A 22,959-nucleotide genomic window follows, 5' to 3' on the forward strand; every position below is an offset into this window, starting at 1 on the left:
TTTTTTTGTTTTTTTTTTTTTTTATTTTGGGTGGGTTTTTATTTTTTTTTTTTGCCACAGTTTGGTCCTGTTTGTTTGTAACCGTCCCCCCCGCGACTGGTTCCCCCGGGGCGGCCCTGCCCCCCCCGGGGGGGGGGGCCCCCACCGCCGCCGCGGTTTGGTTCGTTAGGGGGCTAGGACTTCGCAGACGTCGACGACCCTGCCCGGTCCAGAGAACGGAATCAGCTCTCCGTCCTGGTCGTTGGTGAAGCTGACATTCCCTGAGGTGACGTAAAGGCCACCCACGACTGGATCCCCAGGGTCCTCATCTGGCCTGGTGATGAGGTTCCTGCCGGTCGCAACAACGTGTGTCAGATCGCCAACAGTTGTGACGCGCGTGACGCCCGTGATGACGTACTTAACTGTTTTTCCGTTCGCTGTCAGAGTCACTTTGAGCGCGGGGGAAGGGGAAAGCAGTGTCCCGTTCGGAAGCGTAATGTCCTTGAAGCCGCCGGACAGAACCCCTTTCACAATGAAGCCGCCGGCGTCGAGATCGCCGCACTGCCGTTCAATTTCGACGCCCTCTAGCGAGATCGGCGGGCCCGAAGGGGCGGCGGCGGCCGGAGCGGCGGCCGCGAAGATAGAGGCCAGGACGGCCGTTGGAACTAACCATTTTTTCATTGTTGTTCTCCCTAGATCTTGATGACGGCCCTGGGGCCGGCTGCCGCTTGGAAGACGATTGAAAGCGGCGGCGACCAAGAGTCACCCCGCAACCTTGTGAAAACCTTGTGATTCCGGAAAGGGAGCTCAACGACACCCGGAACCAAGGAGAGCGATACGCCCGCAACACGGCCGAAGGCCCCGAATCACGTGGATTCGGGGCCTTCGGCGGATGCGGACCAATTCCGGCGGAGATGGGCCGGCTTAGTACCAGTTGTTGGCGTAGTGGAAGTTCAGGGCGTCACAGGGGGAGCCGTACCGTTCCTTGACGTAGTTCAGGCCCCAGTTGATCTGCGTGCGGAAGTTGGTCCGGTAGTCAGCCCCGGCACTTGCCATTTTTTCGGCTGGCAGGGACTGGACTACGCCGTACGCGCCGCTGCTTGGATTCGTGGCGGTGGTCTTCCAGTCGGATTCCTTCGTCCACAGCGTGACCAGGCACTGCATCTGGTCGGCGGCCCAGCCGTAGTTACCGAGCTGCGAGGCTGCATAGGCCTGCGCGGCCGCGGGGTCGTCCACGGCAACCGGCGGAGCGGGAGCCGGAGCCGGTTCCGGAGCGGCCGCAGGAGCAGGGGCGGCGGCGGGTGCCGGTGCTTCCGGTGCCTTCTCCTCGGCGGGCTGCTCCTCGGACGACTGCGCAGACACGCTGACAGAAGCCGGAGCAGGCATGGCCGAAACCAGGATCTTTTCGAACGCGAGCTTCGACTCGGTGTCGGCGGTGGCTGCGGCGCTTTCGGCGCCTGTAGCCGAGGTTGCCGGTGCGGTGGGCTCGGATGCCTGGCCCGCGGCGCCGACACCGATCAGCACGGCGCAGGCCGTGGCTACTACTGCGGCGCGGCGGCCTGAGCCCTGCAGACTGGCTGCAAACCGCGACAGCGGGGATACCGCCTTTGCTGATTCGGCGCGGTGGCGGGAGCGTTCTGCGGGCGCCGTTGTATTAGTTGAAGGGCGCTCTGGACGTACTTCTGGCGTGGATTTAGTCATGGTTGCCTCTCGATGCCGGCGGAGTTAGCTGTCGGGTTCGGATGAGGTCATCCGGCCGCACGGAACTTCACGTGTCGGCTTCACCCCGAGGGCGGCGATGCAGAATGCCCGGAGACCTGGGTCCCCCGCCTCTGCCTAATCATGAGGAAATCCGGGTAGCGGCAGAGTTTGGCGTCCATCCGGATATGCGGCCGGAACGGTGGCCGCACTCTAAAAACCGTACAGGAGATCGAACCGTAAGTCACATTTCGGTAACGAGGATCACGACGACGGCGCGTTGGCTTGCGCCCGCGAGGCCAGAGAATCCATTCGATTACGAAAAAGACCGGCCGGCCCAAATGGGCGACGGCCGGCCGTGATTCCCGTGCGCTGAGGGCTAGGCTGCCGGCGGCTCGCAGGGGAGGTGCAGCGCGAACTCCGTGCGTCCCGGACGGGAGGTGACTTCGACGGTTCCGCCGTGCGCTTCAACGATCGACTGCACAATCGAAAGGCCCAGCCCGCTGGTGCCCTCGGCGGCGGCCGCTCCCGCTGCGCCCCAACCCGATGCGGAACCTGCCGGGCTCGTCCGGGCGGCGTCTGCCCGGGCAAAGCGGGCAAAGACCCGGTCCACAAATTCGGGCGGGATCCCGGCCCCGTTGTCCGTCACGGTCACCACGGCGCTGCCGTCAGCGGAGCGCATCACACCGGTGACAACGGTGGTTCCGGGGTCCGTATGCTTGCGGGCGTTGGAGAGCAGGTTGGCCAGCACCTGGTGCAGCTGCGTGGCGTCCCCGCGGACCACCACGGGTTCGTCCGGCAATTCGAGCTGCCAGACGCGGTCCGGTGCCATGACCTTCTCGTCGCTGACGGTTTCCACCACCAGCTGTGTCAGGTCCACATCGCTGATTTTGAGGGGCTGGCCTTCATCCAGCCTGGCCAGCAGCAGCAGATCCTCCACCAGGGTGGTCATCCGTTCGGACTGGCTTTGCACCCTGGCCAGGGATTTCTTGCCGTCCGGCGTGAAGTCCTCGGTCATCCGCATGAGTTCCGTGTAGCCGCGGATGGCGGTGAGCGGCGTGCGCAGCTCGTGCGAGGCGTCGGCCACGAACTGGCGTACTTTGGTCTCACTCTGCTGCCTGGCCTCCAGCGCCCTGGAGACATTGTCCAGCATGAGGTTGAGGGCGTGGCCTACGCTGCCCACTTCAGTTCCCGGGTGCGCGTTCGACGGCGGCACGCGCACCGCGAGGGCAACCTCGCCGGCGTCGAGCGGCAGTTGCGAAACCTGCGTTGCCACTTCGGACAGCTGTTCGAGGGGTTTCATGGTGCGGCGGATCAGCACCGTTCCGGCAAGGCCGATCAGGGCCAGTCCTCCCATCGACACGATCACCATTGTCCACACCAGTGAGCTGAGGGTGTTCTGCTTTTCATCGAGGGGGAGTCCGGTAACGATCACGTCCCCATACGGCGCCTCCACTGCCACCAGACGGTAGGAACCGGTGGACAGGGTCCGGTCAACCGGCGTTCCGTCGCGTCGGAGGGCCAACAGGACCTGGTCGTCCTCGGGGGACAGCGATGCCCTGGTGGCGTCCTTGGCGAGGAAGCCGGAGTTGACGTTCTCACCGTTGATTCGGGCAAAGAGTGTGCCGACGCCTTGGCCCGGGCCGTCCAGCGGATCCTGCCTGCCGGACGGGTTGCCGCTCGGAGGCCGGCCGGCGTTGTTGGAAATCCGAGAGGCCTGGCTCAGGCGGTCGTCGAGCTGCTTGGTCAGGAACGAATCCATGGACGCGTAGCTGAACAGCCCAATCGCCCCGCAGATGGCCACCAGCAAGGCCATGGCCACAAGGACCAGCCGGGTGCGCAGGTGCCAGGTTGAGGGGTCGAGCCAGTGCCGGCCTTCCTTGCGGCCTACACCGGAAAGCGTGGGCACCGCTCAATCCGCCGGTTTGATGACATAGCCCGCGCCGCGGACCGTGTGGATCATGGGCGGGTGCGTCGCATCCACCTTCTTGCGCAGGTAGGAAATGTAGAGCTCCACGATATTGGCCTGGCCGCCGAAGTCGTAGTTCCAGACGCGGTCCAGGATCTGTGCCTTGCTGACCACCCGTTTGGGGTTCTCCATGAGGTAGCGCAGGAGTTCGAACTGAGTGGCCGTCAGCTGCAGTTCCTCACCGGCCCGGGTCACCTCGCGGGTGTCGATGTTGAGGACGAGGTCGCCCACCACCAGCTCTGCGGTGTCCATGGCGGCAACTCCGGAGCGCTGGACCAGCCGGTGCAGGCGAAGGAGCACTTCTTCCATGCTGAACGGCTTGGTGACGTAATCATCGCCGCCGGCGGCCAGACCCAGGATGCGGTCCTGGACGGCGTCTTTCGCCGTCAGGAACAGCGCGGGAACCTCCGGCGCGAAGGCGCGGATCCTGGTGAGCAGCTCAACGCCGTCGAATCCCGGGAGCATCACGTCCAGCACCAGGACATCCGGGCGGAACTCCTTGGCGAGTTTCACGGCTTCGGGGCCGTCGCCGGCGACGGCGACGGACCAGCCTGCCATCCGCAGGCCCATGCTCATGAGTTCGGAGAGGCTGGGTTCGTCGTCAACAACCAGGGCGCGGATGGGGGAGCCGTCCGGGTGGGTGAGCTGGGGAAGGTTGTTAGTCATGGAGTGCGAAGTGGCCATGCGACAACTGTCCGATCTGCGGTTTAGCCGGCGCTATGGGGATCCTGTGGGCCAGCTGTGAATCCCAGCCTAGCGAGCTGAACGCTTCAGACGTCGCAGTGAGCAATCAGCAACAAAGGCGCCAACAGGCCGGCGGGACATCACCCAGCCAACTGACAATCGCCGACACAGTCTCCGCAGCCATGGTAAGAATCGTTGCTGCGAAGGAATCCAGCGGATTCCCGGCGGAGTCCGTTCAGCTCATTGCCCCTACCCTCACCGGGCAGTCCAATCGAGCCGGAGCGTTTCCACGAGGGGTCCATCGGCAACTTTTTTCGTGAAGCCCGGGCGGGGGCTGGACATCCGCAATAAGCGGACCTCGTATTTCAGCAATTCCATACTGGCTGAATTTTTGTCACGAATACCGTCGATATGGAGAATAATATTCGGCATCTGGCAAAATCTGATCGATCGTTCTGTAAAACACCTGTTATTTTATTGGCATTTCAGAATCGTGATTTAGGCCACAATGCGGGATTCTGTCTCACGATGCGGACGATCTCGCCCATTGTTACTTGCAAGTTGTCATTGTTACGTTGCACACTTCAATTGTGAACAAGAACTCAACAGCACCTGCAGCCGCAGAATCCTGGACCAGCCCACCTGCTGGCGAAGACATGCGCTGTTGTCGAATGCACGCCTAACTTTCCCACCCCCGAGAAGTTTTTAGGCATTCGCCCAAAGCCCAGCGTAGGGCGCCCCTCCCCAGATCTCATTGCGGGGAAAGCCAGCATTCGAGCCGCGATGACGGCCATTCACATTGAGGTAAGCATTCCATGTCAGTTGCATCTGGATACGTCCACATCTCCGTCCGAAACGCCAACAAGGGCGGCCAGCCTTCCGGCCTCCGCCAGGGATTCGGTGCCCGTCCGGCGTTCGCCCCGGCGGCCCCCGGCAACAGCTTCCCGGCCCCCGGCTATGCGCCGCAGGGCTACAACCCGAACTCGTACGGCCAGCTTCGTGCTGTTCCCGCTGCCGAGTCCGCCCCGCAGACGGCGCCCACCCCCGTGATTGCACCGGCCAACGGCAGCTCCATCCGCCCCGTCGCAAACGAAAACGTTGCCCGTGGATTTGTCCTCTACATGGGCATTGATGAGGAAACCGCTGCAGCAGCCGGTACCTCCATTGCAAAGCTTGCCCAGGAAATCCGCGCCTACGCGCAGTCCCTCGTGTCCGGTGCGGAGAGCTATGCTGCGGTGGCGGTTGCCCCCGCCAGCGCCCCGGGTTCCGCGCTCGACGTCGTACGGTCCACCTTTGGTGACCCCACCGTCAACTCCCGCCAGCGGACGGAAGCCGCCCGGCTGCCCCAGCCGCAGGATCCCCGGCCGTCCGGCGTCCTCATCGACCTGGCCCGGCGCGAAGTCCACCTCGACGGCGAATCTCTGAACCTCACCTTCAAGGAGTTCGAACTCCTCAACTACCTCGTCGAAAACGGCACCCGCACCGTGGGCCGCGACGAGCTGCTCGAGGGCCTGTGGCGCAACGCCGAAGAGGTTCCCAATGAGCGCACCATCGACGTCCACATCCGCCGCCTCCGCTCCAAGCTGGGCCGCCTCGCTAATACAGTGCGCACGGTCCGCGGCCAGGGCTACCGGTTCTACGAGCACCCGGAGGTCGTTGTCTGGGCCGCTCCGGAATACTCCATCTAGCCTTAACCCCGCGCAAAGCGTCCGTTCCCCTCGTTGGGGACGGGCGCTTTCGCTTTCGCGGGCCTTCTGAGGCCGCGCTACAAGCGGCATTTTGCCGTGCCTTAGACACCTCCTTCGTTCCTCAGTCGGCGATGCGGCACTACGCAAAATGTCGCACTTGCGCGGCGTCTTGGTCGCACGCTGCGACGCCCGCACCCAGCTGGCCGGCTCTTCGCGTGGGGGCTCTCGGTGTATTTGCCTCCGCGGCTTGTGGGGCGTTGGTGCATGGTAGTTGCGGTCCTATGGCCCTGTTGGCGTGGTGGGCTGCGGCGTAGGCTCTGATCGTCCATCCGATTATCAGGAGGAGCCATGTCAGTTGCACGCATTACAACCCTGAGCGCGAACTCGAAGACCTCGTTTGATGCTGCCATCAAAGAGGGCATCGAACGGGCCAACAAGACACTGCGGGGCGTCACGGGTGCGTGGGTTAAGGAACAGAAAGTCGAAATCGCGGACGGCGCCGTCGTCGCCTGGCACGTCGTGCTCGAAGTGACCTTCGTCCTGGACGACTAACCCTGTGCGGGGCGGCCGTGACCTGAGGGTCAAGGCCGCCGCACTAGGATTGGTGCATGAGCGAGCATCACATCAGGCGGCTGGTCCTCATGCGGCACTCCAAGGCCGATTGGCCCGGAGGAGTGCCCGACCATGAGCGGCCGCTGGAAGAGCGCGGACACAGGGAGGCGCCGCTTGCGGGCAAGTGGCTGCGCAAGCACGGAGTCGTTCCCGATTTCATCCTGTGCTCCAGTGCGCTGCGAACGCGGCAGACGTGCACTTGGGTTTGCGCGGAACTGGGGGACAAGGCCCCGACGCCGAAACTTGAAGACGGCCTCTACGGCGCGTCGGCACTACGGATGCTCACGGTCATTAATCATGTGCCGGACACCGTGACCACACTGATGGTGATCTCCCACATGCCCGGCGTGCAGGATCTTGCCATGCACCTCGCTTCGCGCGACTCCAACCATGATGCCTACATGGACGCTGCCACCCGGTTTCCCACCAGCGGTTTGACCGTGCTGGAAACTGAAAAGACCTGGGCTGAGCTGGACGGCCAGGACGCCAGGCTGACGCACTTCAAGGTGCCCCGGGCGCACAAGTAAGCCCCCGCAAATAGCCGCCGCGGTTCATGGTCAGCAGTGGGTTTGTGATGTTTACTGGAGATATTCATCGGCAGCCCAGGTTAGAAGGAGATCATCATGGACTCAGGACAGCTTGTGGGCATCATCATCGGCGTTGTGGTGGTGGTTGCGATCATTGCGGCGTTACTGTTCTTCAACCGCAGGCGCAAGGTGGAGGCGGACAGGAACCGGGCGGCCGAAATGCGCGAAAAAGCGACGGCCGATGAGCTCGGAGCGCGGGAACGCGAGGCCAAGGCCGCGCGTGCTGAGGCCGACGCCAAGCAGGCCGAGGTGGAGGCCGAACGCCTGCGCCGGGATGCCCGTGAAAAGCAGCAGGAAGCGGAACGCGTGCGGGCCGCATCGCAGGAACAGCTCCGCGAAGCTGATGAACTGGATCCGGACGTAGTCACCGCCGACCGGCAAGCCGCCAACACGCACGACACCGACCGGCACGGTGAGGCCCCCGCCCAGCCGCAGACACGTGCAGAAGCGGGCACCCGCGGACGCGGGGACACTGTTCCGGGGGCTGATGGACCAGCCACTGCTGAACCCCGCACAGGCGAGCCCCGCACGGGCGTGCCCGCCACCGAACCCCGCACAGCCGTGCCCCGCACGGGCGTGCCCGCCACCGAGCCCCGCACAGGCGAACCCCGCACAGGCGAACCCCGCACAGCCGAGCCCCGCACGGGCGTGCCCGCCACGAACGAACCCACCACGACTGAACGGGATGCCGCGGGATCCGGCACACCGCGGCGGCCCGGAGCTGTCCCGGGCGGCGACCAGCCTGACGGCGAAGCTGGCGGGTCCACCGGAGAACGCCCGCGGAACCTTTGACCGGCGTCCTGTGACGCCGAAATACTGAAGCGGCAGCCCGGAGAGTGAACCTTCGCCATTCCGCCCTTGCGGTCCTCGTGGCCGTCCTGTGGGGCGTGAACTTCGTTGCGATCGACCTTGGCCTGCACGCCAACGGCACGGAAGTGCCGCCGCTGCTATTTGTGGCCATGCGCTTCGTGCTGGTGGTCTTTCCGTGGATCTTCTTCATCCGACGTCCCGACGTCAGCTGGCGGGCCATCCTTGGCGTCGGCCTGTTCATGAGTGCCGGACAGTTCGGTCTCCTCTACCTGGCCATGGCGCTGGGCATGCCCGCCGGGCTGGCCTCGCTGGTCCTGCAGGCCCAGGTGCTGCTGACAGTGCTGCTGGCTGCCGGAATTTTGGGGGAACGTCCCAGCGGACGACAGTTCGCAGGGGTCGTGCTCGGTGTGGCGGGACTTGCCGTCGTGGCAGTCGGCCGCAGCATGGTGGCGCCGGTCCTTCCCCTGATCATCGTCCTGGCGGCCGCGCTGTCCTGGGCGGCCGGCAACATCGTCGCCCGGCAGGCCAAGGCCTCCTCCGGACTGGGCCTCGTTGTGTGGTCGGGCGCCGTGGTGCCGCTGCCGCTGATCGGGTTGTCACTGTTGATCGACGGGCCGGCCGCTGTGGGAGGCACCCTCGCCGGCCTGCAGCTGGTCACCATCCTGAGCGCCATTTACACCGCGGTCCTCGGGTCAATGGTGGGCTACGGAATCTGGAACTGGCTCCTCGGCCTTTACCCGTCGTCAGCAGTGGTGCCCTTTACACTGCTTGTCCCTGTGGTGGGAATGACAACGGCGTGGCTGGTCCTGGGCGAGGTCCCCTCCCTTGCGGAGATGGCTGGCGGGCTCCTGCTGCTGGGCGGAGTGGCCATTGCCGTACTCAAGCCGGGCCGGCACGGGGCGACACCGGGCCAGCGCAGATGGCATGCTCAGCGCCGTGATGTGGCTTTTGCGGGCGACTTGGGCGATGGTTTGGCCGCCGGCTTAGGCACGGATTTGGGCGCTGCGGATTTGGGCGCTGCGGATTTGGGCGCCGGCCGGGACGCGCGGACCACCGGGGCGGGTGACGACGCCGACGCAGGCCGCTTGGCCGCAGGCGCCCGGGTGGCTCCCGACCTTGATGCCGGAACACGTCCGTAGCCGGTGCCTGCAGCCGCGCGTGAGCCAGACCGGACCGCCGGTCGCCTGGCGGCACCGGCAGGTGCGCGCCGGCCGTACTGGTTGCGGGCAGGCTGACTGCGGGCAGACCGGAACCGCTTACCGGCCGGCCACACCGCACCGGTGAACAGAACCAGCAGCGTACCCGCCCCGGAAGCCGCAGCGAGGTAGAAGTAGATGTCAGAGTCCTGGGTGGTCACGGCTGTCCCCAGCGAATCCGGCTCCCCGGTGAAGGCGAGCCCCCACATGCGCAGGAACGCAATGGCGAACCCGATGAACAGGCTGGTACCCACGCCTCCCGCCAGCAGTGCCAGATTGCGTCCCCGGGCCACCACCTGGATGACGGAGGCAAGGTATCCCACGGCTACAGCTCCGAGGAATGCGTACAGCGCTGCCTCTTCGAGCGTGGTCGCGGTGAGCACCAGAAGGCCCGCGGCGGCGAAGGCCGCAACGATAGCTAGTTTTCCGCTGTTACCCATGTGGCGCATGTGACTAATCTTCCCCGATGCGCGCTACTTCCTGACGTAGCCACGCATGATTGCCATGATGGCCGCGACGCTCTGCTCGCGGGTGCGCTCGGGATTATACGTCTGGCGGTCCAGGCCCACCACAAAGCACGCCCCGAAGATGGCGGTCTCCAGGCTGCCCCGGGAGATGGATTCGTCAACGTCGTACTGTCCGGCCACGCCCTCGATGGCGGCTCCGATCACTTCCAGCAGGCGGCTGCGGAGCTCGGCAAAGGTGTCCTGCCACTCGCTCGGGGTCCGCCAATTCTCGCTGACCCAGAGCCTGGCGAAGGACGGGTACTCGGCCATGAAGTCCATCGCCTGGCCGATCATCGCGTCCATGGCGGCCAGCGGGTCACCGGAAGAGTCCTTCACGCTCAGCAGCCTGGCCAGGAGGATGTCCACGCCATGGCGCAGTAGCTGGGCGATCAGGTCGGACTTGCTGCCGAAGTTGTAATAGACGGTTCCCTTGGAAACGCCGGCTGCGGCGGCGATCTCGTCCACGGTTACGCCGGCCGCACCCCGTTCGCCGATTAGTTCCATGGAGGCTTCGAACAGCTTCTGCTTGGTTGCATTGGTGCGGGCGGGGCGGAGTTTCTTTTCGCCGGCTTCCTGCATGCTCATACGGCGATCTCCGGTTTCAGGGATTTCAGGGTCCAGAACTTGTGCTTGTGGACGGCCAGCGTTGACAGCCCGGCCCCAAGCACAGTGTAGCCAAGCAGCCCCGCCACGGTGGGCAGGATCATGGACAGGTCCGCACCGTAGATCAGGTGCCGCATTCCGGTGACCACGTAGCCCATCGGGAGCACCTCATGCACCACGTGCAGCGGCTGGGGCGTGGTTTGCCAGGGGAAGGTGCCTCCCGAGGACACCAGCTGAAGCACCAGCAGGATCAGGACCACCAGCTTTCCGGGTGAACCGAGCAACGCCACAACGCCCTGGATGATGGCGCTGAACGCCATGGCCGCCGCAAGCATGAAAAGCCACATCAGCACCGGGTGAACAGGGTTGAGGCCCAGCGCCAGGTCCACCACAAGGGTGAGCAGGCTGGCCTGGACAACGGAGACAGCCAGGAAGGGAAGCCAGCCACCCACAGCGATCTTCCACGACGGCGCGTTGGACGCCAGCGCCCGCTGCGTGACGGGCCGCATGGCCTGGATGAGCATGAAGATGCCGATCCACAGAGCCAGGGTAAGGAAGAACGGTGCGAGGCCGGCCCCATAGGACCCTGCCTTCGCCTGGGAGACGTTGCTGACGGCCACGGGATCAGCCATGACCTTGGCGAGGCTGTCCTTCTGGGCATCGTCGGGATTGGGAACCTGACCGGCGCCCTTGGCCAGCTCCGAGGCCAGGGTGCCTGCTCCGCTGGCAGCCGTGGCGGCGCCGTCCTCAAGCTGCGCCGCGCCGCCGTCGAGCGTCCGGGCACCCTCGGCGAGCTTCGCGGCGCCGTCAACGGCACTCTGCTGGCCGGCCGCCAGGGCGGATGATCCGGTGTGGAGCTGGTCGGCGCCTGCCGACGCTTGGGCGATGGCACCCGTCAGGGCAGGCGTGGCTGCGGCCAGCTTGGCGGCACCGGCGCTCACCGCAGCCGACCCGTCGGAGAGCTGTTGGAGCTGCGTGGCGTCGGACTGGATCTTCGCCTTGGCTTCCGCCACAGGCCCGGAGGCAGCAGTAGCATCAAAGTCCGCCAGGATGCTGTCCGCCTGAGCCTGGGTGATGATCCCGGCCGCCATCAGCCTGGTGTTTGACTCCACAACCCGGTTCCGCAGGCCTTGGTCCGCCGCGTTCAATTGCCCGACGACGTCCTGCACCTTCACGTTCAGCGTGGCGTTTCCGGCGGCGACCTGGGCGGCGCCGTCGGCAAGCTTTTGCGAATCGGCCGGCAGGGAGGCCGTTCTGCCCTCGAGCTGGCCGAGTCCGTCGCTGAGCTGCGCCGCGCCGGCGTTCAGCTGGTTGGCGCCGTCGCGCAGCTTGAGCTGGCCGCTGTAGAGCTCGCCTGCCCCGCTGCTGAGCTGGCCCGTGCCGTCGTGCAGGGTCACGGTGCCGTCGTGGAGCTTGCCCACGCCGGCGGAAAGCTCGCCGGCGCCGTCAGCTGCTTTGACCATCTGCGTGTGGATGGTGCCGAAGCCGGTGAGCAGCTGGTTGGCGGTTTCCTCGCCTACTTCCTTGGCCACGCTCGAGTGGACGGCCGTGGTCAGCTTGTCCACGATGGTGCTGAGGAGGTAGTTGTTGGCGTCGTTGGTGGTCACGTTGAGCATGGCCTGGCTGGCGGCGTCGAAGCTGCCGGGGGAGACGAGGTTCGCGGAGAAGTCCTTGGGAATCTTGAGGGCGAAGGCGTACTTGCCGCTGCTGACCCCTTGGTCGGCCTGTTCGGCGGAGTCCACGGCCTGCCAGTTGAACACGTGCCCGTCGATGAGGCTGTCCGCTACGTCCTGGCCGGCCAGCAGCTGCGTTCCGTCGCCGGACGTGGCGCCGGTGTCTTCCACCACCAGTGCGGCATCGATCTGGTCCAGGTTGCTGTATGGATCCCAGTTGGCATACAGGTACACCGCCCCGTAAAGCAGCGGCACCATGGTCAGGGCAATGATGGTCAGCTTGGGCAGCAGCCCGCCGGTCATGCGCTTGAGTTCGGAGCGGGCCAGCCGCAGCACAGTCACTTTGCGTCCTCTGTTTCGGGGGTTGGTGCTTCCGCACTTGCGGCCGCCGGGGATTCCGGGGTCGCCGCTTCGGCGGGAGCGGGAGCGGTCCGGCGGTCAGCATTTCCGATCAGCGCCGCGGGTCCGGTCCAGTTGTCCGGGAGGGCAGCGACGGTGGCGACGACGGCGAGGGGACGGCCGCCGTCGTACGCCAGCTCCTGAAGCCGCGGCAGCCAGTCCGCCGGGTCAGCACTGTGGCGGTCGGGGGAGTCCACCACCAGAAGGTCGGTGTCAGGGTTGGCGAGCGAGAGGGCAGTGAGCAGCTCGATGCGCCTGGCCGGGGCCAGTTGCTCCGTCCACAGGCCGGCGATGTCCTCGAAACGGTTGACCTTGAGCCACGGTTTGCTGAGCAGGGCACCACGGTAGCGCCGCGGGATCAGCGCAAGGTCTTCCGTGACGAGATCACGCACGCTCAGGTGCTGTTCGGGTTCATTGACCCCCGGGGCGTCCACCAGGGAGCTGGCCACGCGAACGTGCTTGGTCTTCGCCGCGCCGTCCCAGAGGAGCTCGCCGGACGTCGGTCTCATGCGTCCGCTCAGGGTGAGCGCCAGCGCGGTTCTCTGGTCCTGGCGGGTGCCGGCAACCAGGACCAGCTCGCCGCGCCGTGCCTGGAGTGAAGTCGGCGGGAGGAGGTCGTCCCGGCGGCCTTTCACGTGTAGCTGTCGAACCGAGAGCATTGGAGCCTTTCGCAGGGGGTTTCTGCTTCAAGGCTAACTAAACTGACCAGTCAGTTCAAATAGAATATGCCGGATGTGACCAAGCAGTCAGCGCGAACGGACAGTTGATGCCCAAAATCCTCGCGGACCCGGGCCTCAAGTGTCCGTTCGCGCCGTTGTAGGCGGGAGGGCAGCAGTCAGTGTCAGAGGCCGTACTCCTCGAGCAGCCGCAGCCACACCTCACTGATGGTGGGATAGGACGGCACCGCGTGCCACAGCCGGTCCAAGGGCACTTGGCCCACCACGGCGATGGTGGCTGCATGGAGGAGCTCGGACACGTCAGGGCCTGCGAACGTTGCCCCCAGCAGAACTTTCCGGTCCTCGTCCACCACCAGCTGCGCCCAGCCCTCGTAGTGCTCGGAATGCAGCGAGGAGCCGGACACATTGATGGGAAGGTCCACCGAGGAGACGTTGTAGCCGTCCTTCTCCGCCTGCTCGACTGACCTGCCCACACTGGCGAGCTCGGGATCCGTGAACACCACGTTGGGGATGGCGTGGTCGTTGGCGGTCTGCGCGAAGCGGCTCCACGGCGCCGGCGTTCCCGTCAGCTCACCTTTGGCCCGCGCGGCAATGGCGTCGCCGGTGGCGCGTGCCGAATATTTGCCCTGGTGCGTCAGCATGACTTTGCCGGCGGCGTCTCCCACCGCGTAGAGCCACTGGTCGTTGCTCTCGCCGGCACCGCTGTTGCCGGCGTCCATGCCCTCTACCAGCCCGGTGGTATCCGTGCGCAGCGGCGGCACTTTGCCCTCGGCGGCGCCAAGACCCACGGCTTCCAGGCCCAAACCGTCCAGGGCGGCATGGCGGCCGGTGGCCACCAGCAGCTTCTCAGCCCTGACGCTGAGGCCGTCGGCCAGATCAACTGTGACGGAGCCGTCGTCGTTCTTGCTGACCCGCTTAGTGCCCGTACTGAGGCGGACATCCACGCCGTCCGCCCGGAGCCCGGCCAGCACCAGTTTTGCGGCGTCCTGCGGGTACATGCTGAGCAGTTCGCCGCGCGCCACGAGCGTCACGGCCGAACCAAGCCGGGCGAATGCCTGCGCCAGCTCGGTGCCGGCCACCCCGCCGCCGAGGACGATCAGGCTGCCCGGAACGGTCTGCGCGGAGGTGGCCTCGCGGGTGGTCCAGTAGTCCAGCTCCGCCAGGCCCGCTATCGGCGGGGCCGTGGGGGCCGATCCGGTGGACAGCACGACGGCGTGCCTCGCCGAGAGGAGGTAGCTCTTGCCGTCCAGTCCTGTCACCTCGACCGCCCGCGGGCCGGTGATGCGGCCACGGCCGCGGATCAGTTCGATCCCGGTGTCCTCAACCCATTTGACCTGGCCGTCGTCCTGCCAGTTGGACGTGAAGTAGTCCCGGCGCTTGAGGACGGCGGCTGCGTCCAGGGTCCGCGTGACTGCTTCCCCGGCACCGGGGACCGTTTGTGCACCATGGAGGGCGGTGCCAGGGCGCAGCAGGGCCTTGGAGGGCATGCAGGCCCAATAGGAGCATTCGCCGCCCACAAGCGCAGCCTCCACGAGGACCGCGGTCAGGCCGCCTTGGACCACGCGGTCCGCGACATTTTCCCCTACGGCGCCGGCGCCGATCACGATGACATCGAATTCGCGTTCAATTGTGGCCGTCATGGCAACAGACTACGCCCGGCATCCATGAGCTGTGGCGGAACGAAGCTAAGGGAACGGGCAACTGAATCGGGACCGGAATAGGCACGGGAGCTTAACAGTAGGTGGGACATCCAATATTGTTTGCTGTGACCCACTGCGTACGGTGGTTCAGGACTTTCGGTTAGGGGAACCATGACTACATCAGGTGTCGCGTCACCGGCGCGGTTCAGCGCACAGGCGCGTCTCCGCGCGCTTCAGGCGGAGATCATGGACCTCATCCTGGAGCGTGAACTCGAGGCAGGGGACCCCCTGCCCACCGAAAACGAGCTCGCTATGGCGCTGGGCGTGGGACGGAATACGCTCCGTGAATCGCTCAAAGTGCTGCAGGCGCTTGGCGTGGTGGAAATCCGCCACGGATTCGGCATGTTTGTGGCGCCCAGCAACTTCGATGCGCTGGCGGACGGATTGACCTTCCGTGGCAGGCTGTCGCTGCGCCACAAGGGCGACGAGGCCATGGAACTGGTGGACGTCAGGCAGGCCCTCGAATCGGGCCTGATCGGCAGCGCCATGGACGCCATGACCGCCCGGCAGCTGGCAGCTGTTGAGGAGTCCGTGGTCCGGATGGAGGAGCTGGCTGCCGCGGGGGAGGCGTTCGTGGAAGCGGGCGCCGAGTTCCACCGGCGGTTGTTTGAGCCGCTCGACAACGAGCTGCTGATCAACCTGCTCGCCGTCTTCTGGAAGGTGTACCGGCAAATCCACCTTGAGGTCGGTGCCGGCGCCGACGATCCGAGGGAGGCGGCGGCGATGCACCGCGGGATCTACGAGGCAGTAGCGGACGGGGACAAGGTCCTGGCTGCTGAACGGCTCAACCGTCACTTCGACGGCATTCGCCACCGCATCTCCGAGGCAATGGGGAAGTAGGCCGGGCGCGCCCGCGCGGCCGGCCGAAACATACGGAAACAAAAAAAGATCCGCACCGGCGAACCGGTGCGGATCTTTCTATCTGTGCGCCCAAAGGGATTCGAACCCCTGACCTTCTGTTCCGTAGACAGACGCTCTATCCAGCTGAGCTATGGGCGCATTCTCGGCTCCGGGAGTTTTTCGTTCACCCCCGAACCTCGAATTACTTTACGCGAGTTGCTGCGGAGTTCCAAATCGAAACGTGTGTAATCTACGCGACTAGACCGGTCTATGTGACCTTACTCACAAAAATAGGTGATTTCTCGGGTCTTGTTCCTTGATTTTCCGCGGTTTTTGCTTTTTGACGCCGAGGACATCCTATCTCTGGCCCGGAAATTCCAGTGGTCTAGAGCCCTAGCATTTAGGACACACCACTGAACCCGAGGAAGGGAACCGCAATGGGCGATCTCGCACGACTGCCGCTGCTTGAGAAAGCACCCACTACACATGCTGGCCTGCTGGCATGGGTCGAAGAGGTTGCAGAACTTACTCAGCCGGACCGCATCCACTGGGTGGACGGTACCGAAGAGGAAAACACGCGCCTCACCGACGAACTCGTCGCAGCAGGAACGCTGACGCGCCTGAACCAGGAGCTCTTCCCCAACTCTTTCGCTGCATTCTCTGATCCCGCGGACGTTGCCCGCGTCGAAGAGCAGACCTTCATCTGCTCCGAGAAGGAGCATGATGCCGGGTTCACCAACAACTGGATGGCCCCGGCCGAGATGAAGCAGAAGCTGCGCGGACTGTTCGCCGGCTCCATGCGCGGCCGCACCATGTACGTGATCCCGTTCGTCATGGGCCACCTGGATGCCGAAGATCCCAAGTTCGGCGTCGAGATCACCGACAGTGCCTACGTTGTTGCTTCGATGCGCATCATGGCCCGCATCGGCACTGACGTCCTCAACCGCATCACCGAGACCAACGCGTTCTTCGTGCCGGCCCTGCACTCCCTGGGTGCGCCGCTCGAAGCCGGCCAGGCGGATGTGCCGTGGCCGTGCAACCCGGACAAGTGGATCGTGCACTTCCCCGAGGAGCGCTCCATCTGGTCCTACGGCTCCGGCTACGGCGGAAACGCGCTGCTGGGCAAGAAGTGCTACGCCCTCCGCATCGCCTCCGTGATGGCCCGCGACGAAGGCTGGCTGGCTGAGCACATGCTCATCCTGAAGCTGACGTCCCCGGAGCAGAAGACGTACTACGTCTCGGCTGCGTTCCCGTCCGCCTGCGGCAAGACCAACCTTGCGCTGCTCGATCCCACCATCGAGGGCTGGAAGGTGGAGACCCTGGGTGACGACATCACCTGGATGCGCTTCGGCAAGGAAGGCGAGCTCCGCGCCGTCAACCCTGAGGCCGGCCTCTTCGGCGTGGCTCCCGGCACCGGCTGGGGCACCAACCCCAACGCGATGCGCGCCATCGCCAAGGGCAACAGCATCTTCACCAACGTCGCGCTGACCGACGACGGCGGTGTGTGGTGGGAGGGCATGACCGAGGAAGTGCCTGCGCACCTCACCGACTGGCAGGGCAACTCCTGGACTTCGGACTCGGACAAGCCCGCTGCCCACCCGAACTCCCGCTTCTGCACGCCGATCGACCAGATCGACATGCTGGCCGAGGAGTACAACAACCCGGACGGCGTGGAGCTTTCCGCGATCCTGTTCGGCGGCCGCCGCAAGACCACCATTCCGCTGGTCACCGAGGCGCGCAGCTGGTCCAACGGCATCTTCATGGGCTCCACCCTGTCGTCCGAGACCACTGCCGCTGCAGCCGGCGCCGTTGGTGTTGTCCGCCGGGATCCGATGGCCATGTTGCCCTTCATCGGCTACGACGCAGGCGACTACCTGAACCACTGGGTCAACCTGTCCGCCAAGGCCAACCCGGAGCGCCTGCCCAAGATCTTCCTGGTCAACTGGTTCCGCCGCAATTCCGAGGGCGGCTTCGCCTGGCCCGGGTTCGGTGACAACGCCCGTGTCCTGAAGTGGGCCATCGAACGCCTCGAGGGCAAGGCTGACGCCGTGGAGACGCCCATCGGGTTCGTTCCGACCGGCGATGCAATCGACCTCAAGGGCCTGGACATGACCCCCGCCCAGGTTGAAGAAGCAGTCCGCGTCGACCCGGCCGAGTGGGCCACCGAGCTCGCCTCCATCGAGGAGTGGTTCGCCAACTTCGGCGGCTCGCTGCCCGAGGCGCTGCAGTCCGAGCTGGACGGCCTGAAGGCCCGCCTGGGCTGACATTCCAGTACCAAGTACGACGGCGGCTCCGCACCTTCCCCCTGGAAGGTGCGGAGCCGCCGTCGTCATTTCCCGGCCGGTTACCCGGCCATTGTGCCGCGCATGCCGCAGGCGTAGCTTTTAGAGAACTAGTTGTTCTCTAAATTTAGGGACCGGGCTATGGACAACGCCGCCCAGCAGCACACCAAAGGGATCCCGGCTGCCATCAGGGCGGCATTGCCTGGCATCCTGCTAGTTATGTTCCTGGGAGCCCTGGACCAGACGGTCATGGCCTCTGCACTGCCCACCGTTGCCGGAGACCTGGGTGGTCTGGACCAGATGTCCGCCATCATTACCGGCTACCTTGTGGCCGCCACGGCCGCTATGCCCCTGACCGGCAAGCTGGGCGATGCTTTTGGGCGCAAGCGCGTCCTTCAAGGCTCCCTGATCTTCTTCATTATTGGCGCGGCGTTGTGCTCCTTGGCGCAGACCGTGCCGGAACTCATCGCCTACCGGGCGATTCAAGGCGTCGGCGGTGGAGGGCTCATGATCGGGGCACAGGCGATCATCGGCGAACTTGTCAGTCCGCGCGACCGCGGCAGGTTTCTAGGCATCATCGGCTCCGCCTTTATTGTGGCCGCGGTAGCCGGTCCACTTGCCGGCGGGGCGGTGGTGGACCACTTCTCCTGGCGCTGGATCTTCTATTTCTACGTGCCGTTGGGCCTGGCCGCCCTTGCCGTGGTGACCCTCACGCTCCGGCTGCCGGACACTCCGCGCGGGCGACGGGTGGACTACGGCGGCGCTGCTTTGCTGTGCCTGGCAATCGTCTCGGTGATCTTGCTCTGCAGCGGCGGCAGCTATCCGGGGCCGGGCTGGGTGGCGCCTGTCCTGGCGGCGGTGGCTGTTGCGGCTTTGGCCGGTTGGTTGTTTGCCGCACGCCGCACGGCGGATCCGATCATCCCGTTGTCGCTGTTCCGCGACGCCGCATTCGCGATCCCCACGGCAGTCAGCTTCCTGATCGGCTTCGCCATGTTCGCCACGCTGAGCTACCTTCCGGCGTTCCTGCAGGTGGGCATGGGCATGTCGGCCACCGCTTCCGGCGGAATGCTGATCGTCCTGATGGCCGGACTTTTGCTCACGACGGCGGCATCCGGCGCGCTGATCACGCGCACCGGACGCTACAAGCTGTACCCGGTGGCCGGGACGTTGTTGGCCGTTCCCGGAACCTGGCTGTTCAGCACCATGGATTCGAGGAGCAGCCCGTGGTTGGTGCTGGGGTCGATGCTTTTGCTCGGGCTGGGCATCGGGCTGGTCATGCAAGTGATGGTGCTGGTGGTGCAGAACTCCGTGGAGCGGCGCGACCTGGGCGCCGCCACGTCCACCGTGACCTTTCTTCGCCAGGTGGGCGCCTCTGTCGGTGTGGCAGTACTGGGTTCCCTGATCACTGTGCGATTCGCCGCCGCCGTCCCCGCGCCGCTGGCAGGAGCACTGGGGGAGAGCATCAAATCATTGACGCCCAAGACCCTTGAGCGTCTGCCTGCTGCGGACCGCAGTGCAGTGGCCGAGGCGTTCGGCCATGCACTTCCGCCGGTTTTCGGCTATGCCGCCATGGTGCTGGCCGCGGCATTCGTCCTGACGCTCTTCCTGCCCGAGCGGGAGTTGCGGACCACGGCGCACTCCGACGCCGCAGACGCCGCGCACTCCGCCGCCGCAGACCCTGCCGACCGCAAACCACGAGGAGCCCCCGATGACTGAGAAGACCACCGCCCCGCTTTCCGATTTCGGTGCAGGAGACATCGCCGCCGCCGGTGGAAAGGGAGCTGCCCTGGGCGAGCTGGTGCGCCAGGGATTTCCGGTGCCGCCGGGCTTCATCATCACCACCGGCACGTACCTGTCCTTCCTGGCGGAGACAAGGGTGGGTGCGGAGCTGGAACGCCTGCTGCGCGTTGACTCCGGCGACGGCCCGGACGTTGGCACGGCCGAGGGTGAAAGCCGCGGCGCCGCCATCCGAGCCCTGTTCGCCGGAACGGAAGTACCCGGACACTTAAGGCAAGAGATCGGCGCAGCCTATGCGGAGCTGGGTGGCGGAGCCGTGGCAGTTCGTTCCAGTGCCACGGCGGAGGACTTGCCAGGGGCCGCGTTTGCCGGCCAACAGGACACGTACTTGAACGTACTCGGCGAGGATGCCGTGGTCCAGGCGGTCGCCGACTGCTGGGCGTCGCTGTGGACGGACCGGGCAGTTGCCTACCGCCAGCGGCAGGGGATCGATCCGCGCGGGCTGGCCATCGCCGTCGTCGTGCAGAGAATGGTGCCAGCCGATACGGCTGGCGTCATGTTCACGGCAAATCCCGTCACGGGCGAGCGTGGTGAAATCGTGGTGGACGCGAGCCCCGGGCTGGGGGAGTCCGTGGTTACAGGACGGGTGACGCCGGAGCACTATGTCTTGGACCCCGCGGGCAAGGTAGTCAGCTTTGCGCCCGGTGGCCGGGAAGTGGTGATCAGTGCGGCCGAGGGCGGCGGCACACAGGAAAACCCCGGAGTACCGGGTACCGGGCCGGAGCTGGCCGCGGATCAACTAACGGAACTGGCCCGTCTGGGACTGGGTGCACAGCAACACTTCGGGCGGCCGCAGGACATTGAATGGGCGGTGTCCGGGGGAGTCCTGTATGTGCTGCAGTCGCGGCCCATGACGGCGCTGCCACCCCAGCCGCAGACGCTCAATCCCTTCCAACGTCGGCTGGGGCCGTTTTTCATGGAGATGTTCCAGGAACGGCCCTATCCGCTGGATGTGTCCGGCTGGATGAGCCGGGGAATCCTGGCCATGCTGCATCGAATGGCCGGAAGCGTGGGGGTGGTCTTCCCAACGGTCGGGCAGCTGCTCCCGGAAGAGGACGGCGTGGTGGTGCGGCTCGTGCCGCCCATTCCGCACCCGACCATCCGGACGCTGGCCGCGCCTGTGTCATTGGTGTGCCGCGCCAGAAGGTTCAACCCGGCCACGTGGACACAGGATCCACGGTTTTCCGCGTTCCTTGAGAACGTGGAACAGCTGAACCGGAAGGATCCCGGCCCGTTACGGTGGCGTGCCGTCGTTGCACTCGTGGAAGAATCCTTCGCAACGATGCGGGGCATCACGGATCTGCGCGTCTCCTACCTGCCGGGAGTATTCGTGCCATTGCTGAAAATGCGCCTGATGCTCTTGCTGCTGGGCAAGGCTAAACTGGCGGCTGCGCTGATCGCCGGGGCGGAAACCCGGACCAGCCAGGCGAACCGGGCTCTTGAACTGCTTGCAGAGATTGCCGCCGATGATCCCGGGCTGGCGCGCGCCTTTGCTGAATCGGACCCGGGCCGGCTGCTGGAGTTGGTGGAAAAGCAGCCCGAACACGTTGCCTTCCACGAGGCTTTCAAAGGATTCCTGCTCGAATACGGCCACCGTGAAACCATCAGCGTTGTCCTGAGCAGCGCGCCCACCTGGTCCGATGCGCCGGAAGTGGTGCTGGGGCTGGTGAAAGCCATGTTCGGAGAGCGGCTCCAGACTGCCGACCAGACCGGTATGGCGCTGGACGAGTTGAGGAGGCACCCTTTGCTCCGGTTCGAGCCGCTGCGCCGGAGCGTGCTGGCCGCCGTCGAGTCTGCACGGAGCGGCATGGCGTTCCGCGAGGACAGCCACTTCTACGCCACAAAGGTCATTCCGCCGATGCGCCGCGCGTACCGGGAGCTCGGCCGCCGCCTGGTGCTTGCCGGCGTGGTCGACGAGGCCCACGACGTCTACTACCTGCGCTTCGAGGAGCTGGCGTCCATTACGGACACGGACGACGGCGGTGCGCTGCCAGCTTCCGTCCGGGAGCGTTTCCGTCCACTGGTGCTGGCGCGGGCGGCGAAGCGGCGTGAGTTGGAGGGGATCCCGTTGCTGGACCCGGCTTTGCTCTTCGGCCGTCATCGCCGGGTGAAAGGGGCCCTTGTCACCGGAACGCCAGCCAGCCGCGGCCAGGCGAGCGGGCCCGTGCGGGTGATCCGCGGACCGGCCGGGTTCGGGCAGCTGCGGAGTGGCGAGATCCTGGTCTGCCCGTATACAAACCCGTCCTGGACACCCTTGTTCCAGCGGGCCGCCGCCGTCGTGGTGGACACCGGAGGGCTCGGCTCGCATGCGGCGATCGTGGCGCGGGAGTACGGCATTCCGGCTGTCATGGGCACTGGTTCGGGTACCAGCACCCTGGCCGACGGGCAGCGCGTGCTAGTGGACGGAACCGCCGGAGTGGTCCTGTCGGCGCCGCCGGCGGACGGGGCCTGAGATGCCGGAGCACCAGGACCACCGCAAGCTGCCGCGCCGCCGCGGAGCTGCCCTGAACAGCGCCATCTTCGAAGCGGTCCGGGCGGAGATTGCCGAATCCGGGTATTCCGCCTTGACCATGGACAGCGTCGCCGAGCGTGCCCGGGCCAGTAAGGCCTCGCTTTACAGGCGGTGGCCCGGACGTGCGGCATTGGTATTAGAGGCAGCCTACGATGCGATGCCCAGCCCCGCGTCCGCCCCGGACACGGGAAGCCTGCGCGGAGATGCCCTGGCGGTCCTGCGGCAGGTGGCGCAGCAACTGCAAGGAGTGGTGGGGCAGGCCATGCGCGGGCTGCTGGGCGAGGCGCTTCAGAATCCGGCGGTGGCCGCGGAAATCCACGACTACACGCGGGGCAACGTCGTCAAGGTCATGCACGTCATCATTGAGCAAGCCGTGGCCCGGGGCGAATGCGACCCCGCCCTGGCCACGGCTTGCAAAATCGAGGCAGGCCCCGCCTTGTTGCGGCAGAGATTCATCTTCTCGGCCGCACCCATCGAGGACGATTATATGGTGGAGGTGGTGGATGAGGTGATGCTGCCGTTGTTGGGGGTCAGCCCGCCTGGGGCGCCGCCGTCGTACTCTGCGCGAACGGACACTTAAGCCCTCAAAAGCGCGAACGGACACTTAAGCCCCGGGGCTTAAGTGTCCGTTCGCGCTTCCCCGCAGGGGCGGGCTAGCTGTATTGACCTGGGAGGTTGGTGACGCGGCTGGCTGGTGTCTGACCTTTGAGTGAGGTGTGGGCTCGGTGGTGATTGTAGCTGTGCAGC

18 protein-coding genes, 1 tRNA gene and 1 riboswitch are annotated in these 22,959 nt (G+C 65.6%); of the genes, 10 read left to right on the forward strand and 9 right to left on the reverse strand.

What is annotated here, in order from left to right; translation table 11 throughout:
* Nucleotides 1-165 precede the first annotated feature (165 nt).
* The 4 genes from J2S97_RS23620 to J2S97_RS23635 all read right to left on the reverse strand — a co-directional run bounded on the left by J2S97_RS23620 (nucleotide 166) and on the right by J2S97_RS23635 (nucleotide 4,330).
* Nucleotides 166-660 carry a hypothetical protein gene (locus tag J2S97_RS23620; protein ID WP_307052365.1) on the reverse strand — a complete coding sequence of 165 codons (495 nt, stop codon included), beginning with the start codon at nucleotides 658-660 and terminating at the stop codon, nucleotides 166-168.
* A 243-nt stretch (nucleotides 661-903) separates the two neighbouring features.
* Nucleotides 904-1,680 carry a hypothetical protein gene (locus J2S97_RS23625; protein WP_307052366.1) on the reverse strand — a complete coding sequence of 259 codons (777 nt, stop codon included), beginning with the start codon at nucleotides 1,678-1,680 and terminating at the stop codon, nucleotides 904-906.
* Nucleotides 1,680-1,854, reverse strand: a riboswitch (cyclic di-AMP (ydaO/yuaA leader). Its footprint overlaps the gene before it by 1 nt.
* Nucleotides 1,855-2,056: 202 nt before the next feature.
* Nucleotides 2,057-3,586 (reverse strand): sensor histidine kinase, encoded by a 1,530-nt coding sequence (locus J2S97_RS23630; protein ID WP_307052367.1) that lies wholly within the window; start codon nucleotides 3,584-3,586, stop codon nucleotides 2,057-2,059.
* 3 nt (nucleotides 3,587-3,589) lie between these two features.
* Nucleotides 3,590-4,330, reverse strand: coding sequence for a response regulator transcription factor (locus J2S97_RS23635; RefSeq protein WP_307052368.1), 741 nt, complete (start codon nucleotides 4,328-4,330; stop codon nucleotides 3,590-3,592).
* Between the two features lie 815 nt (nucleotides 4,331-5,145).
* Here J2S97_RS23635 and J2S97_RS23640 point away from each other — a divergent pair.
* The 5 genes from J2S97_RS23640 (at nucleotide 5,146) to J2S97_RS23660 (ending at nucleotide 9,166) form a co-directional block, all read left to right on the forward strand.
* A complete protein-coding gene (locus J2S97_RS23640; protein WP_307052369.1) occupies nucleotides 5,146-6,018 on the forward strand; it encodes a winged helix-turn-helix domain-containing protein in 873 nt (290 codons plus the stop codon).
* Between the two features lie 348 nt (nucleotides 6,019-6,366).
* The gene (locus J2S97_RS23645) at nucleotides 6,367-6,570 is read left to right on the forward strand and encodes a dodecin family protein (protein ID WP_028271070.1); all 204 of its coding nucleotides are present in this window, start codon (nucleotides 6,367-6,369) and stop codon (nucleotides 6,568-6,570) included.
* 56 nt (nucleotides 6,571-6,626) lie between these two features.
* Nucleotides 6,627-7,157 (forward strand): SixA phosphatase family protein, encoded by a 531-nt coding sequence (locus J2S97_RS23650; RefSeq protein ID WP_307052370.1) that lies wholly within the window; start codon nucleotides 6,627-6,629, stop codon nucleotides 7,155-7,157.
* A gap of 96 nt (nucleotides 7,158-7,253) precedes the next feature.
* Nucleotides 7,254-8,009, forward strand: coding sequence for a hypothetical protein (locus J2S97_RS23655; RefSeq protein ID WP_307052371.1), 756 nt, complete (start codon nucleotides 7,254-7,256; stop codon nucleotides 8,007-8,009).
* A gap of 44 nt (nucleotides 8,010-8,053) precedes the next feature.
* Nucleotides 8,054-9,166, forward strand: a complete 1,113-nt coding sequence (locus J2S97_RS23660) for an EamA family transporter (protein WP_307052372.1) — start codon at nucleotides 8,054-8,056, stop codon at nucleotides 9,164-9,166.
* Nucleotides 9,167-9,696: 530 nt separating this feature from the next.
* Here the strand turns inward: J2S97_RS23660 and J2S97_RS23665 are convergent.
* The 4 genes from J2S97_RS23665 to J2S97_RS23680 all read right to left on the reverse strand — a co-directional run bounded on the left by J2S97_RS23665 (nucleotide 9,697) and on the right by J2S97_RS23680 (nucleotide 14,721).
* Entirely contained in the window at nucleotides 9,697-10,314 is a 618-nt protein-coding gene (locus J2S97_RS23665; protein WP_307052373.1) for a TetR/AcrR family transcriptional regulator, read from the reverse strand.
* Nucleotides 10,311-12,347, reverse strand: coding sequence for a YhgE/Pip domain-containing protein (locus J2S97_RS23670; protein ID WP_307052374.1), 2,037 nt, complete (start codon nucleotides 12,345-12,347; stop codon nucleotides 10,311-10,313). Before J2S97_RS23670 ends, J2S97_RS23665 begins: the two co-directional genes overlap by 4 nt.
* On the reverse strand, nucleotides 12,344-13,063 hold the full coding sequence (locus J2S97_RS23675; protein WP_307052375.1) for an ABC transporter ATP-binding protein: 720 nt from the start codon (nucleotides 13,061-13,063) through the stop codon (nucleotides 12,344-12,346). Before J2S97_RS23675 ends, J2S97_RS23670 begins: the two co-directional genes overlap by 4 nt.
* A gap of 182 nt (nucleotides 13,064-13,245) precedes the next feature.
* On the reverse strand, nucleotides 13,246-14,721 hold the full coding sequence (locus J2S97_RS23680) for a dihydrolipoyl dehydrogenase family protein (RefSeq protein WP_307052376.1): 1,476 nt from the start codon (nucleotides 14,719-14,721) through the stop codon (nucleotides 13,246-13,248).
* Between the two features lie 171 nt (nucleotides 14,722-14,892).
* Between J2S97_RS23680 and J2S97_RS23685 the strand changes: the two genes are divergently transcribed.
* Nucleotides 14,893-15,621 carry a FadR/GntR family transcriptional regulator gene (locus J2S97_RS23685; protein WP_307052377.1) on the forward strand — a complete coding sequence of 243 codons (729 nt, stop codon included), beginning with the start codon at nucleotides 14,893-14,895 and terminating at the stop codon, nucleotides 15,619-15,621.
* Nucleotides 15,622-15,706: 85 nt separating this feature from the next.
* Here J2S97_RS23685 and J2S97_RS23690 read toward each other — a convergent pair.
* Nucleotides 15,707-15,780: transfer RNA gene (locus tag J2S97_RS23690), tRNA-Arg, on the reverse strand.
* Nucleotides 15,781-16,058: 278 nt separating this feature from the next.
* Here J2S97_RS23690 and J2S97_RS23695 point away from each other — a divergent pair.
* The 4 genes from J2S97_RS23695 to J2S97_RS23710 all read left to right on the forward strand — a co-directional run bounded on the left by J2S97_RS23695 (nucleotide 16,059) and on the right by J2S97_RS23710 (nucleotide 22,792).
* On the forward strand, nucleotides 16,059-17,885 hold the full coding sequence (locus J2S97_RS23695; protein WP_307052378.1) for a phosphoenolpyruvate carboxykinase (GTP): 1,827 nt from the start codon (nucleotides 16,059-16,061) through the stop codon (nucleotides 17,883-17,885).
* A 159-nt stretch (nucleotides 17,886-18,044) separates the two neighbouring features.
* Nucleotides 18,045-19,619 carry an MFS transporter gene (locus J2S97_RS23700; protein WP_307052379.1) on the forward strand — a complete coding sequence of 525 codons (1,575 nt, stop codon included), beginning with the start codon at nucleotides 18,045-18,047 and terminating at the stop codon, nucleotides 19,617-19,619.
* Nucleotides 19,612-22,152, forward strand: coding sequence for a PEP/pyruvate-binding domain-containing protein (locus J2S97_RS23705; RefSeq protein ID WP_307052380.1), 2,541 nt, complete (start codon nucleotides 19,612-19,614; stop codon nucleotides 22,150-22,152). Before J2S97_RS23700 ends, J2S97_RS23705 begins: the two co-directional genes overlap by 8 nt.
* A gap of 1 nt (nucleotide 22,153) precedes the next feature.
* Nucleotides 22,154-22,792: a TetR/AcrR family transcriptional regulator gene (locus J2S97_RS23710; protein WP_307052381.1), complete on the forward strand. Its 639-nt coding sequence runs from the start codon at nucleotides 22,154-22,156 to the stop codon at nucleotides 22,790-22,792.
* Nucleotides 22,793-22,959: the final 167 nt, after the last annotated feature.

Origin of the sequence: Arthrobacter oryzae, from assembly GCF_030812315.1 — a bacterium.
In the GTDB taxonomy this organism is placed as follows: Bacteria; Actinomycetota; Actinomycetes; order Actinomycetales; family Micrococcaceae; genus Arthrobacter; species Arthrobacter oryzae_B.